The 13997-nt window shown below is 61.5% G+C and carries 13 protein-coding genes and 1 pseudogene; 1 reads left to right on the plus strand and 13 read right to left on the minus strand.

Annotated features, from left to right (window positions below; genetic code table 11):
- Nucleotides 1-3 precede the first annotated feature (3 nt).
- Together PSH87_RS20960 and PSH87_RS20965 are read right to left on the minus strand one after the other, a co-directional pair.
- A complete protein-coding gene (locus PSH87_RS20960; RefSeq protein WP_305430954.1) occupies nt 4-2148 on the minus strand; it encodes a 3-hydroxyacyl-CoA dehydrogenase NAD-binding domain-containing protein in 2145 nt (714 codons plus the stop codon).
- 16 nt (nt 2149-2164) lie between these two features.
- Nucleotides 2165-3370, minus strand: coding sequence for an acetyl-CoA C-acetyltransferase (locus tag PSH87_RS20965; RefSeq protein ID WP_305430955.1), 1206 nt, complete (start codon nt 3368-3370; stop codon nt 2165-2167).
- A 650-nt stretch (nt 3371-4020) separates the two neighbouring features.
- Here PSH87_RS20965 and PSH87_RS20970 point away from each other — a divergent pair.
- Nucleotides 4021-4827, plus strand: coding sequence for a cytochrome c (locus PSH87_RS20970; RefSeq protein WP_305430956.1), 807 nt, complete (start codon nt 4021-4023; stop codon nt 4825-4827).
- A gap of 176 nt (nt 4828-5003) precedes the next feature.
- Here the strand turns inward: PSH87_RS20970 and PSH87_RS20975 are convergent.
- The 11 genes and pseudogenes from PSH87_RS20975 to PSH87_RS21025 all read right to left on the minus strand — a co-directional run bounded on the left by PSH87_RS20975 (nt 5004) and on the right by PSH87_RS21025 (nt 13997).
- A pseudogene (locus tag PSH87_RS20975) lies at nt 5004-5806 on the minus strand (transglutaminase N-terminal domain-containing protein).
- Complete coding sequence (locus tag PSH87_RS20980) at nt 5803-6753, minus strand: alpha-E domain-containing protein (RefSeq protein ID WP_026137110.1); 951 nt, start codon at nt 6751-6753, stop codon at nt 5803-5805. The pseudogene PSH87_RS20975 and the gene PSH87_RS20980 overlap by 4 nt, the downstream one beginning before the upstream one ends.
- A gap of 4 nt (nt 6754-6757) precedes the next feature.
- On the minus strand, nt 6758-8167 hold the full coding sequence (locus tag PSH87_RS20985; RefSeq protein ID WP_017739244.1) for a circularly permuted type 2 ATP-grasp protein: 1410 nt from the start codon (nt 8165-8167) through the stop codon (nt 6758-6760).
- Between the two features lie 401 nt (nt 8168-8568).
- Nucleotides 8569-8910: a ribonuclease E inhibitor RraB gene (locus PSH87_RS20990; protein ID WP_015885395.1), complete on the minus strand. Its 342-nt coding sequence runs from the start codon at nt 8908-8910 to the stop codon at nt 8569-8571.
- Nucleotides 8911-9123: 213 nt separating this feature from the next.
- Nucleotides 9124-9360 (minus strand): hypothetical protein, encoded by a 237-nt coding sequence (locus PSH87_RS20995; RefSeq protein WP_207045904.1) that lies wholly within the window; start codon nt 9358-9360, stop codon nt 9124-9126.
- Between the two features lie 103 nt (nt 9361-9463).
- On the minus strand, nt 9464-10069 hold the full coding sequence (locus tag PSH87_RS21000; protein WP_017739246.1) for an START domain-containing protein: 606 nt from the start codon (nt 10067-10069) through the stop codon (nt 9464-9466).
- 41 nt (nt 10070-10110) lie between these two features.
- Complete coding sequence (locus PSH87_RS21005; RefSeq protein ID WP_026137112.1) at nt 10111-10365, minus strand: YkgJ family cysteine cluster protein; 255 nt, start codon at nt 10363-10365, stop codon at nt 10111-10113.
- A gap of 162 nt (nt 10366-10527) precedes the next feature.
- Nucleotides 10528-10992, minus strand: coding sequence for a translation initiation factor 2 (locus PSH87_RS21010; RefSeq protein WP_305430958.1), 465 nt, complete (start codon nt 10990-10992; stop codon nt 10528-10530).
- 104 nt (nt 10993-11096) lie between these two features.
- Nucleotides 11097-12536 carry a PLP-dependent aminotransferase family protein gene (locus PSH87_RS21015; RefSeq protein ID WP_017739249.1) on the minus strand — a complete coding sequence of 480 codons (1440 nt, stop codon included), beginning with the start codon at nt 12534-12536 and terminating at the stop codon, nt 11097-11099.
- A 286-nt stretch (nt 12537-12822) separates the two neighbouring features.
- Nucleotides 12823-13638 (minus strand): OmpA family protein, encoded by an 816-nt coding sequence (locus tag PSH87_RS21020; protein ID WP_017739250.1) that lies wholly within the window; start codon nt 13636-13638, stop codon nt 12823-12825.
- Nucleotides 13635-13997, minus strand: a complete 363-nt coding sequence (locus PSH87_RS21025) for a DUF4398 domain-containing protein (protein WP_026137113.1) — start codon at nt 13995-13997, stop codon at nt 13635-13637. The genes PSH87_RS21020 and PSH87_RS21025 overlap by 4 nt, the downstream gene beginning before the upstream one ends.

Genomic DNA, 13997 nt, shown 5'->3' on the forward strand with positions numbered 1-13997 from the left:
CTGCTAGAAGCTAGCACCCTGTGCGGCTTTTTCCAGCAGCAACGCAGGCGGTGTGAAGCGCTCACCATACTGCTCGGCCAAATAGCGGGCGCGGGCGACAAAGTCGTTCAGGCCATACTGATTGATGAACTGCAACGCGCCGCCACTCCACGCGGCGAAGCCGATGCCGAAGATCGAGCCGACGTTGGCGTCAGCCGTGGACATCAGCACGCCCTCCTCCACGCAACGCACGGTTTCGATGGCCTGGATAAACAGCAAGCGGTCGCGCACATCCTGCGCAGAGATGCGTTGATCAGGTCGCTCAAAGCGCGCTTTCAGTTCCGGCCACAGCTGCTTCTGGCCACCCAAGGGGTAATCGTAAAAACCGCCGCCTGCCGCCTTGCCCAAGCGCTTGTACTCGTTGACCAACAGATCAATCACCAGCGTCGCCGGATGCGTCGGCACGGCCTTGCCTTCGGCCTGTAGATCCTTGGCCGTCTGCTGTCGGATATGGCTCATCAGGCTGAGGGACACTTCATCGGATACCGCCAACGGCCCTACCGGCATACCGGCCTTGCGCGCTTCGGTCTCGATCATTGGCGCCGCCACGCCTTCGCCAAGCATCGCAATGCCTTCGTTGGTGAAGGTGCCGAACACCCGCGAGGTGAAGAAGCCGCGACTGTCATTGACCACAATCGGGGTTTTCTTGATTTGCAGTACGAAGTCAAAACCTCGCGCCAGGGTTTCGTCCGAGGTGTGGGCGCCCTTGATGATTTCCACCAGGGGCATCTTGTCCACCGGGCTGAAGAAATGCAGGCCGATAAACTTGCCTTGGTCCGGCACCGCCGTTGCCAGCCCGCTGATGGGCAAGGTGGAGGTGTTGGAGGCGATCACCGCGTCGGCACCGACCACACGTTGCGCCGCCGCGGAGACCTTGGCCTTGAGTTCGCGGTCTTCGAACACCGCTTCGATGATCAGATCGCAGCCGGCCAAGTCTGCGTCCTCGGCCGTAGGATGAATCCGCGCGAGGATGGTTTCCCGCTGTTCGGCGCTCAATTGCCCACGGCTGACTTTCTTGTCCAGCAACGCCGCCGAGTGTGCCTGGCCCTTCTCGGCCGCCGCCAGATTGATGTCCTTGAGCACCACCTCGACCCCGGCGCTGGCGCTGACGTAGGCGATACCCGCGCCCATCATCCCGGCGCCGAGCACGCCGACCTTGCGCGTGACATAGGGCGCAAAGCCTCGCGGCCGGGAGCTGCCGGCGTTGATTTCATTGAGTTGAAACCAGAAGGTGCCGATCATGTTTTTCGCCACTTGCCCGGTCACCAGCTCGGTGAAGTAGCGGGTCTCGATCAAATGCGCGGTGTCGAAATCCACCTGGGCGCCTTCCACGGCGGCACACAGGATTTTCTCCGGCGCGGGGAAACAACCCTGGGTTTTACTGCGCAGGATCGACGGCGCGATGGCCAGCATCTGCGCGACTTTGGGGTTCGAGGGCGTACCGCCGGGGATCTGGTAACCCTTGTTGTCCCAAGGCTGTCGGGCCTCGGGATTGGCCAGAATCCAGGCGCAGGACTTGGCCAGCAACTCATCGCGATCTGCCGCCAGTTCGTTGATCAATCCGGCCTGCAACGCTTGTTGTGGGCGGACTTTTTTGCCCTCCAACAAATACGGCAAGGCCTTTTCCAGCCCGAGCAGGCGCACCATGCGCACCACGCCACCGCCGCCAGGCAGTAAACCCAGGGTGACTTCCGGCAGGCCGAGTTGCACCGACTTGTCGTCCAGCGCGACCCGGTAATGGCACGCCAGGCAAATCTCCCAGCCGCCGCCCAGCGCTGCGCCATTGATCGCGGCGACCACCGGCTTGCCAAGGGTTTCCAGGCGGCGCAGTTGCGCCTTGAGCACCCGTACGCCGTCGTAGAAATCCTTGGCGTGGGCCTTGTCGACCTTGATCAGTTCATTGAGGTCGCCGCCGGCAAAAAAGGTCTTCTTCGCCGAGGTGATGACCACGCCGGCCAGCGTGTCTTTTTCTGCTTCCAGGCGTTCGACCGTCGCGGCCATGGCCTCGCGGTACGCGCCGTTCATGGTGTTGGCGCTCTGGCCGGGCATGTCGAGGGTCAGCACGACGATCCGGTCCTGGCCTTTTTCGTAGCGAATGGCTTGGGTCATGATGGATTCCTTGGGCTCAGAGCCGTTCGATGATGGTGGCGATGCCCATGCCACCGCCGACACACAGGGTGGCCAGGCCGTAGCGCTGCTGGCGTGTTTCCAGCTCATCGAGCAAGGTGCCGAGAATCGCGCAGCCGGTGGCGCCCAAGGGATGGCCCATGGCGATGGAGCCGCCGTTGACGTTGACCCGGGCAGCGTCGATGCCCATGTCCTTGATGAATTTGAGGACCACCGAGGCAAACGCTTCGTTGACTTCAAACAGGTCGATGTCTTCCACGCGCAGGCCGGCCTTGGCCAGGGCCTTGCGCGTCGCCGGCGCAGGGCCGGTGAGCATGATGGTCGGGTCGGTGCTGGTCACCGCCGTGGCGACGATGCGTGCACGGGGTTGCAGGCCCAGCTCGCGGCCCTTGGCTTCGGAGCCGATCAGCATCAGCGCGGCGCCGTCGACAATCCCGGAACTGTTGCCGGGGGTGTGTACGTGGTGGATGCGCTCGACATGGCTGTAGACCCGCAGCGCGGTGGCGTCGAAGCCCATCTGCCCGATCATTTCGAAGCTGGGCTTGAGCTTGCCGAGGCCTTCGAGGGTGGAGTCGCCACGGATGAACTCATCGTGGTCGAGCAATACGATGCCGTTCTGGTCCTGCACCGCGATCAGCGATTTGTTGAAGGAACCGTCTGCACGGGCCCTGGCCGCTTTCTGCTGGGAATGTAGGGCGAAGGCGTCCACATCCTCGCGCGTGAAGCCTTCCAGGGTGGCGATCAGGTCCGCGCCGATGCCCTGGGGGGTGAAGTGGCTGTGCAGGTTGGTTTGCGGGTCCAGCACCCAGGCGCCACCGTCGCTGCCCATGGGCACGCGGGACATGGACTCGACGCCGCCGACCACCACCAGGTCTTCAAAGCCGGAACGCACCTTCATCGCGCCGAGGTTCACCGCTTCCAGGCCCGAGGCGCAGAAGCGATTGACCTGCACGCCGGCGACGCTGATGTCCCAGTCCGCCACCAGCGCAGCGGTCTTGGCGATGTCGGCGCCCTGGTCGCCCACGGGAGTGACACAACCGAGGACGATGTCATCCACCTGATGTGTGTCGAGGTCAGTGCGCTGGGCCAGCGCATTGAGCAGGCCGGCCACCAGGTTTACCGGCTTGACGCTGTGCAAGGCGCCGTCAGCCTTGCCTTTGCCACGGGGCGTGCGTATCGCATCAAAGATCAAAGCTTGGGTCATGACGTCCTCGAACCGCTGTGCATGTGTGCCCCTTACCTTAGGCCCGATTGACACGGTTTCAATGACGGATGCGCTCATTGCTTTTGACCCCCACGCTCGGACGAACGGTAGGCAGTGCGGGCCATCAGTGGGTTAATCGTTTTAGCTGTCTAGCCAACGGTCTGGCGCCAAGATGGCGTTAAGCCTCATGCCTTTTTTAGCGCAAATATTGCTTAGCTGATATGAAATGGATCTAAGCCACGCAGAACGAGGGCTCTAAGGTTGAATCAGTAGGAGGCTGCTGCCGGGTTTTGCTGGAGCAGCTGTAAGAAAAGTGTCACGCCACAGCGCAATACTGAAATTGACCGGCACGTATTTGACGCTCAGGAATAACAACAAAAGGCAGTCAGCCATGTTCAAACATTCGAAAGTACGTCAGGCGGGACTTATTCTGTTCGCCACCACACTGATTCTGATCCTGCCCAATCTGACCAAGGTCATTGGGTGACCCTTCAGCCCACACATTCCGTGCACACACAGCATCAGGACTGCAGCTTTTGGCAGCGCCTGCCGGGACATTGCGCATAGCGCTCCCGTTGCAGGCGCTGTCTTTTTGCCTGCGCATTTCCGGTATCGTGGGCGCCATTGCCACTTTGTATCGGGCCTTTCTCTTGAAATCGATCCTCGCCCTCCTCGCCTTGTTCTTCACCCTGCCGGTCGCGGCCGCGCCATTGAGCGTCGAACTGGACCACGCCAGCAAGACCTGGCAGACCGCCGAGCTGCTCAAGCACCCGGACGCGCAAACGGTGCAGATCGTCGATGACGTTTCCTACAAGCGCGCCATGACGTATCGCGCAGTGCCGCTGGCGGTGCTCCTACCGGGCCTTGATCCGCAGAGCCATCTGCAAGCGGTTGCCCTCGATGGGTTCGCTGCCGAACTCGCTGCTGCACCGCTGCTGGAGAAACGTGGCGCCCGCGCCTGGCTGGCGGTGGAAGACCCGGCGCACCCGTGGCCCGCACTGGCGCCTGGAAAACCGAGTGCCGGGCCCTTCTACCTGGTGTGGACGGACCCGCAAGCCGGCCATATCAGCCCGGAGCAGTGGCCCTTCCAGGTCGCCGCGATCAAGCAGCTCAAGGGCGTGGCCGAACGGTTTCCGTCCCTGTTGCCGGACCCGAAACTGGCCGCCGATGATCCGATCAACCAGGGCTTTGCGCTGTTCCAGAAGAATTGCCTGGCCTGTCACCGGCTCAATGGCGCCGGCGATGCGCAGGTGGGGCCGGACCTGAATATTCCCTACAACCCCACGGAGTATTTCGGCGGGGATTTCCTCAAGCGTTATATCCGTGACCCGCAAAGCCTGAGGCACTGGTCGCAGGCGAAGATGCCGGGGTTTGCGGCGAGTGTGTTGCCGGATAATGAGCTGGATTTGTTGGTGGGGTATTTGAAGCATATGGCAGGGCGTAAACAACATCCCTGAGTACAACCTATATCAACTGTGGGAGCTGGCTTGCCTGCGATAGCGGTGGGTCAGCTAAACAGGTACTGGCTGATAGTCCGCTATCGCAGGCAAGCCAGCTCCCACAGGGGATTGGATGTGCCTGTGGGAGCACTGTCAGCCCTTCCAACACAGCGCCCACAGCTGATCACCTTCGCCTACTGTTGCTGCACCGCAATCACCGGCGTCGGCGCCACGAATACCTTGGCATGCATCTGCTCATGCCCGCCGCCACGGCGCATGCCGCGCACCGGGCAGGCGTCGAGGTAATCCAGGCCCACAGCCAGCTTCAAATGCCGCTCGGGCCGTGCGAGCTGGTTGGTCACGTCAAAGCTGTACCAGGCGTCATCCAGCCAGGCTTCGGCCCAGGCGTGGCTGGCCAGGTGCGCGCTGTCTTCTGTGTACAAATACCCCGACACATATCGCGCCGGTACCCCCAGGCTGCGGGCGCAGGCGAGGAACGCGTGGGTGTGGTCCTGGCACACGCCCGCGCCGCCGGCAAAGGCTTCGGCGGCGCTGGTGTCCACTTCGGTGGCGCCGGGGGGTATAGACCATCGAGTGATTCAGCGCCTGCATCAGGTCGATCAACGCATTGCGGTCGCGACGTTGCTGGCAGTGCTGCCGGGCAAAGCCGCGCAGGGCTTCGTCGGCCTCGGTCAGGCGGGCTGCGCAGGAAGGGGAACGCGGACTGGCTCTCGTGTTCGGCTTCGCGCAGCTCGTCGATGTCGACCTGGCCACGGGCGCCGATGATGATGGCGTCGTGGGGTTCGTCCAGGGTCAGCACGTGCAGGATGTTGCCGAACGGGTCCACTTGGGCGCGCACTGGGCGTGGCAGGTCGAGTTGCCAGCTGAGGACGTGCTGGCGCTCGCTGTCGTGGGGCGTAAGGCGCAGGTACTGGATGCTCGCGCGAACCTGGTCGTCGTAGTGGTAGGTGGTTTCGTGGCTGATGGAGAGTCTCATGCGGCCTCCAGGTAGGAACTGTAGATGGCGTCGCCCAACTGGCGGACCAAGGGGATAAAGTCGGTCAGCCAGGCGTGCAGGCCTTCCTCGAGGATTTCATCGATGGCGGTAAAGCGCAGGCGCGCGTCCATCTCGGCGGCCAGGCGCTGGGCCGGGCGACCGTTGAGGCCGGGCAGGCTGGCGAGGATCTGGTCGATTTCCTCGCTGCAGGCGCGCAGCGAACGCGGCACATCGGCGCGCAACAGCAGCAACTCGGCGACTTGCCGCGCGCCAGGCGCATCACGGTAGATCTCGGTGTAGGCCTCGAACGAGGACAGCGCGCGCAGCAAGGCGCTCCATTGATAGTAGGCGTGGGCCGTGCCGTCGGTGACTGCGGCAGCCTGGTCGCCGGCCATTTCGTAGCGCGCATCCAGCAGGCGCAGGGTGTTGTCGGCCCGTTCGATAAAGGTGCCCAGGCGAATAAACCGAAAGGCGTCGTTGCGCATGATGGTGCCGTAGGTCGCGCCGCGAAACAGGTGGGAACGTTCCTTGACCCACTCACAAAAGCGGCTCATGCCGTAGCGGCTCAGGCCTTGCTGGGCGATATCGCGAATATCCAGCCAGGTGGCATTGATGTTTTCCCACATGTCGGCGGTGATTCGCCCACGCACCGCATGGGCGCTGGCCCGCGCCGCACCAAGGCAGCTGTAGATGCTCGCCGGGTTGGCCGCATCCAGGGCGAAAAAGTGCAGCAGGTGTTCGGCGTGCAGTTCACCGTGGCGCTCGCGGTAATCATCCAGGGTGCCGGTGATCAGCAGCGGCATCGCCAGTTCATGCAGGCCATCGCCGCGCCCATCCTGGGGCATCAGCGACAGCGAATAACTGACATCGAGCATGCGCGCGAGGTTTTCCGCGCGCTCCAGGTAGCGCGACATCCAGTACAGATCCGAGGCAGTTCTACTCAGCATGGCATCAGTCCTCCACCACCCACGTGTCTTTGGTGCCGCCGCCCTGGGACGAGTTGACCACCAACGAGCCTTCGCGCAGTGCCACGCGGGTCAGGCCGCCCGGCACGACGCGGGTTTCCTTGCCGGACAAGACGAACGGGCGCAGGTCGATATGGCGCGGCGCGATGCCGTTTTCGACAAAAGTCGGGCACGTGGACAAACAGAGGGTGGGCTGGGCGATATAGGCATGGGGCTTGGCCTTGATGCGTGCGCGGAAGGCTTCGATCTCCGCCGCCGTGGAAGCGGGGCCCACCAGCATGCCGTAACCGCCGGAGCCTTGGGTTTCCTTGACCACCAGATCCGGCAGGTTGGCCAGCACGTGGGACAGTTCGTCGGGCTTACGGCACTGGAAGGTCGGAACGTTCTTCAGGATCGGCTCTTCATCCAGGTAAAAACGGATCATGTCGGTGACGAAGGGGTACACCGACTTGTCATCCGCGACCCCGGTGCCGATGGCGTTCGCCAGCACCACGTTGCCGCAGCGATAGGCCGCGAGCAGGCCGGGCACGCCGAGCATGGAGTCGGGGTTGAACGCCAGCGGATCGAGGAAGGCGTCGTCGAGGCGGCGATAGATCACGTCCACTGCCTTGGGGCCGTCGGTGGTGCGCATGAAGACGCGGTCGTCGCGCACGAACAGGTCGGCGCCTTCTACCAGTTCCACGCCCATTTCCCGGGCCAGGAAGGCATGCTCGAAGAACGCACTGTTGAAGCGCCCCGGCGTCAGCACCACCACGCTGGGGTTGTCCAGGGGGCTGGAGCTTTTCAGGGTGTCGAGCAGCAGGTTGGGGTAATGGTCGATGGGGGCGATGCGCTGGGCCGCGAACAGTTCGGGGAACAGGCGCATCATCATCTTGCGGTCTTCGAGCATGTAGCTGACGCCGCTGGGGGTACGCAGGTTGTCTTCCAGCACGTAGTAGGTGCCGTCGCCATCACGTACGAGATCGACCCCAGAGATGTGGGAATACAGGTCGCGGTGCAGGTCCAGGCCCTGCATTGCCAACTGGTACTGCTCGTTGGCCAGCACCTGCTCGGCGGGGATGATCCCGGCCTTGATGATGCGCTGCTCGTGGTACAGGTCGGCGAGAAACATGTTCAGCGCCTTGACCCGTTGAATGCAGCCGCGCTCGACAATCCGCCATTCGCTGGCAGGAATGCTGCGCGGGATCGTGTCGAACGGAATCAGGCGTTCGGTGCCCTGCTCGTCGCCGTAAAGGGTGAAGGTGATCCCGGCGCGGTGAAACAGCAAATCGGCTTCGCGCCGGCGCTGGGCCAGCAGTTCAGCAGGGGTTTCGGCCAACCAGCGGGCGAATTCGCGGTAATGGGGGCGGACCTGCCCTGCCCCATCGTACATTTCATCGTAATAAGTGCGGATCATGCCGTACTCCTTGTCACCCGGACGCAAGAACCATCGCAAGGCCCGTGCCAGCGGCATAAACACTTAAAAATCAGTGAGTTGAATAGAAACAGAAATCCAGCCGCACCGTCCTGGTGCGAGGAATGCCCGCCGTCCTGTCGTACGCTTCATCGCAATGCGAGCTTTGACTATCAACAGCATAGTCAGAGTTGATTTCACTGCCCGGCCACGCCTGCGGATAATCGCGCTCATCTGCTGAACACGCTCCTTTCAGCACACCGCTCTTCCCTTTAGGCCACCCTTGCTGGGTGGCTTTTTTTTTGGTGCTGAAAAAGGGCCCGCAAGTTCCGAAAAGTTTGCCTACGGCACAAACAAAATCGGCCGACCCTGAGGTCAGCCGATACGCTGTGTTTCTCATACGGCTACATGGGTAAACCACGCACCTCCTGCTTGACGCCCCAGCCCTCGATAATCCCGCCCAGCGGTTCCACCACGGCTTCAAAGTCTTGCTCGAAGTCGCCGATGCCGTCGTAGGTGGCGAACATGATCTTGCTCAGTTCCAGGTACCAGGCGCCATCGTCGCGCGCGCTGACCTGGGCATTCAGGGATTCCCCACGAAACTCGCCCGCAGCCCTGCGCGCCCGTTCCTCATCCGGGAAAATGGCGTAGAACTCGATGGGGTGAAAACGCGAGAAGTCGAAGCCGCCTTCTTTCATGCGGCGCAGAACGTTGGTGCTGATGTCTTCTTGATAGGCTGTGCTCATGAAAAGTGCTCCTCTAACCGATGGATAGACTTTCCGTGCTTCCCGAAGCCCACGCCGCAATGGCGTGGGTACCACGGCAATGACAACACCGCTGGAAAACAAGCATGTAGCTGACAAGACCAGACCTTAGCGATTCATTCGCTGATCTCGATTGCAGAGTAGCGCGAAGCTATCACCTCCACCAGAGGCGCTTTAATGGCAATCAGGGAATGTTCAGGCGGCAGGCGAGATGTCGAGGATTTGAATGCTGTTCTGGTCTTTGAGGATCTTGACCGTCGGCTCGGGCTTGCGCCCCTCAAGGTCATTGAGGTCAAGTTCGGCGGCGACCGGTACCAGTTTGTTGCGGATCATGTGCGCGGCGTCTTCGAGGCTGGGTTTTTCAGCGCAGGCGAACTGCTCCACCGAGGTCTCGCCGTGATCGTCAACGAAGGTAATTTTCCACGTTTGCATCGGTGCCTCCTCGATAAAGCCCGTGTGTGGGCTCACATCCATCTGGACCTTGAGGGTTCGCCAAACGTTCCACCCAAGGCCGGAGGCACCTGATCAACTGCGCTTACTTCTCGGCGTGGTCCTTGAGGGCTTTCAAGGTGTTGAACGGCGCGTCCACCACGAACTTGTTGGCCAACCACGATGGCACGCTGCCGCCTGGCTCGGTGTGTACTTGATAGGTGACTTCGGTCAGGTTGTCGCCTTTTGGCACCAGCTTCCAGAAACCCTCGACCTGGGCGACACGCACGTAGCCTTTGACTTCCGGCTGATAGGTGGGCACTTCCAGCAACTTGCGGGTGAGCGTGCCGTCGGCGGCCTTGGAGGTGGTGATCTCCAGGATGGAGTCACGGTCGGTCACCGGGAACGGTGCCTTGAACTGGGTGTAGGTCCAGCTCTTGTCGCCTTCCTGCTTGAGCAGTTTTTGCGATTTGCACTCGTGAATCCAGGAACAGGCGCCCGCCACGTCTTCTTGCAGCGCCTGGATCTTGGCCACCGGCGCCTTGATCGTGGTCACACCGCGATACGCCTTGTACTTGGAGCCAGCGACTTCGCTCAGCGACACCTTGATCCCGTCTTCGTCCTTGGCGACCTGCCAATCCTCAGCCTGGGCAGTGGCAGCAAACATCACCGTAAAACCGCACAACACAGCCATTCGTTTCAGCGAACCCATTGTTGTATTCCTTATTGTTGAAGTTCCGATAGTAAAGCCCATCAAGCCGCCGTCATCTGCTCCCACCAGCCGATCAAACGGATCGCATCGGCCTGGTCGGTGCCGCAGACCTCGATATCCGCCTTGAAATCACTGCACACCGCCGGTCGCTCCGGTTGCCCGAACAGTTGGCACAGCTGTTCGACCGACAGGTGCAGGCAGCGTTCGCCCGCCGGTTTGCCCTGTGGCATTCCGGGGAGTGGCGAACTGATGGAGGGGGCGATGCAGCAAGCGCCACAGCCTTCACGGCATTTCATGACCAGCAGGTCCTCGACGACTCAATGTGGATGGCCGGGCTAGAGTACGCCCTTAAACAGCCGTTTTAAAATGGTCTAACAGGGGTTTTTCGCAGAAAACAAAAGTGACTGACCAGTCTGCGACAGATGGTCGAAGGGCGCCGTCACGTTTGTGGGAAAAGTTTACTGCTTGAACTCGAATTCCAACGCTGCACCTTCCACGTCACGGCGCTCTTCGTTGCGCAGTTGCAGCTTCATCTCATTGCTGAGCAGGCGGCCGTTGATCTGGAAGGCGCTGTTGTCGGTGGGTTTCTCACCGAACATCGGCGGCAGCAAGGGCACGCTCTTGGGTTTGGGCATGGTGCCAATGGGCTGCAAGTGCCTGACCATGTCTGAAGGCAAGGACAGATCCAACTGTGCCGGTGGCAATTTAGTCTGGGCCACTTCGCTGGCGGATTTGCTCGCTTTCGTTACGCGTTTTTTCACTGCCGGGGCCTTCTTTTTCGCCACCGGGGCTTTTTTCGCCGGCGTCTTTTGCTCGGCAGCGACAGGTGCGCGTTCCGTCACAGGCGCCGCCGCCAGCACGGTGCCGACGTTGCACAGGCTTAGCAGGCCAATCACCCAGACAGCACGAAAAATAGAGGTCATATCGCCAACAGCATTAACGGCAGAGGGCCATATGCTCGCTTGTTGTGCGCGGCATGACAAGCGTGGTGATTAGCCTACTACCGATCATGCCCCTGTTCCGGAGTTCAAAAGCCCGCTGCGGTTTCCTGGCACAACTGGCTGGCGAGCATCCCCAAGGTCATCAGCGCGCGCTCTGCCTCGCGGTTCCACGGCGTGCCGCAGTTGAGACGGATACAGTGGTTGAACTGCTCGGTGTTACTGAAAATCAGCCCCGGCGCAATGCTGATGCCCTGTTGCAGGGCGCGTACGTGCAGTTCCTGGGTATTGACCCGCCCCGGCAAACTGACCCACAGGATAAAACCACCACTGGGACGGGTCATCTGCGTGCCTTCGGGGAAGTACTGCTGCACCGCCAGCTGGAAGGCGTTGAGGTTCTTGCGATATTCCTGGCGGATATAGCGCAGGTGACGATCATAACCACCGTTTTCCAGGTAGGCCGCAACGCCCATCTGCGTGACGCTGCACGCCGAGTGGGTGCTGAACATCTGCAAGCGCTGGATTTCCTGCTGGTATTTGCCGGCAATCATCCAGCCAATGCGCACGCCCGGGGACAAGGTCTTGGAAAAGCTCGAGCAGTAGATCACCCGATCCAGGCGGTCATAGGCTTTCAGGGCCTTGGTGCGGCCGACTTCGAACATCAACTCGCCGTAGATATCATCCTCGACGATCTGGATATCGAAATCCGAGGCCAGGCGCAGCAACTGTTTCTGCCGTTCCTCGGGCATGGTGCCGCCGAGGGGATTGCTCAGGCGCGTGGTCAGCACCAGGGCCTTGATCGACCATTGGTTGGCCGCCAGTTGCAGGGCTTCCAGGCTCATGCCCGACGCCGGGTCGCTGGGAATTTCGATGACCTTGAGGCCGAGCAGGTCAGCCAGTTGCAGCAACCCGTAATAAGTCGGCGATTCCGCAGCGATCAGGTCGCCGGGACGGGTCAGCACCCGCAGCGACATCTGCAACGCATCCACGCAACCGTGGGTGATCACCACTTCGGACGGGTCCACCACCACGCCCGCATCGCGCATGCGGATCGCCACCTGGCGCCGCAGCGGCTCGAAACCGGGGCTGAACATGTAGCTGAACGCCCGCGGGCTCTGGAAGCGCGTGACCTTGGCCAACTGCTGGTGCAGTGCGCGCACCGGCAAGTAATCGACACTCGGCACGGCGGCGCCCAGCGGGAACACGCCTTCGCGGCGCGACTCGACCAATACCTGCTGGATGATGCTGCTGCGGGTGACCAACCCTGGGCGCTCTACACGGGCGATGTCTGGCGTCGGCGCGGTGAGCGCGGGCGTCTGGTGCACGTAGTAGCCGGACTGCGGCCGCGCGCGGATCAGCCCCTGGTCTTCCAGGTTGGCGTATGCCTGCAACACCGTGGCATGGCTGACGTTGAGCTGGGAGCTCATCTTGCGCACCGAAGGCACACGCTCGCCCGGTTGATAGACACCGCGCCGGATATCCTCAGCCAGTTGCTGGGCGATACGTTGGTAGAGCAACAGATTGGTCATGACGCAGCACTCGATTTCACGGGTATTTTATTTTTGTGTGAAACATACCGGCACAGTTTAGAAGTGTACGGGGACAGTTGCCACAATAGTCGAGCGCGGGCGGGAGTGACAGTAAAAACTGTAAGGGTGCTTAAGTGCCTTTTGGGTGTACACCAGACAAAATGTGGGAGCGGGCTTGCCCGCGATAGCGGTGTATCAGCAAAAACATTCTTGACTGACCCACCGCTATCGCGGGCAAGCCCGCTCCCACACAAGCCCACTCCACATTTGAATTGGTAGCTGGCTTTTAGCGAGCAGCGCCCAGTTGGCCTTTCTCGTCGGAGAACACAATCTCTACCCGACGGTTCTGCGCCCTGCCCCGCTCGGACGCGTTGGCCTCCACCGGATACTGGTCGCCATACCCCTCGACCTGAATGCGTTTTTCATCGATCCCCAGGTCCACCAGCACATCGGCCACCGATTGCGCGCGGTCACGAGACAGTTTGAGGTTTTCCTGTTCGCCACCGGTACTGTCGGTATAACCCTCGATCCGCACCACGCGCTTGGGGTTCAGTTGCAGGAACTGGACGATTTTCAACACGGTGCGGTTCGCCGAGTTTTTCAGCTCGGCTTCGCCGGTATCAAACAGCACGTCGCCCAGGGTCATCACCAAACCGCGATCGGTCTGGGTGGTGGTCAGGCTGGCGATCTGTTCTTCGAGCCATTTGCCCTGCTGCTGCACGCTGGTCAGCTTGTTTTCCCGCAGGGCCAGTTGCAGGCGCTGGCGTTCCAGTTCGAGCTTGGCGCCCCGTTCGGCGTTGAGCGCCTGCTCGGTGTGTTCGCGGGCGATGGCGCTGTAGCGCTGGCTCAGGTAGGCGTAATGCGCAACGTCGTTGCCGCTGCCCCAGTAGCTGGACAGGCGGTCGGCACGGGCCAGGGACTCGCCGGCGCGGATCACATCCTTGGGCGCGAAGCGCAGCACGTTGGCGTCTTCCTTGACCTTCTGGAAGTCGCTGCCCGCCTGCTGCAAGGCCTGCTCGCTGTTGGGATGGCTGGCACAACCGCCCAGCACTGCGCTACTCACCAGCAACGCGCAGCTCAGACCACGGATCAGCGGGCTCATTGGGCTTCTCCCAACTGCAGCTGTTTGCGCAGGCGTGTGATGCGGGTGTTGAGCACGTTCAACTGCTCCTGGCTCTTGCGGGTCAGCACTTGGGCTTCGGCCAGGCGCGCATCCAGTTCAGCCTGTTCGGCGCGCATGCGCGCATTTTTGTAGGACTCATCGGCCATGCTGCCCTGGGCCCGAGCGAACTTGGCTTCGGCCAGTTTCAATTCAGCCGATTCATCCGCGTTGGCACCTACGGCACTGGCTTGTTCCAAGGCTTGCTGGGTGAGGCGCATTTGTTCAATCGGCGCAGGATCGCTCGCACATCCCGCCAGAGCTACAACGGCGAGGGCCGCGAAAAGAGGTCGAAGAGTCAC

Source organism: Pseudomonas sp. FP453 (genome assembly GCF_030687495.1).
Lineage (GTDB): Bacteria > Pseudomonadota > Gammaproteobacteria > Pseudomonadales > Pseudomonadaceae > Aquipseudomonas.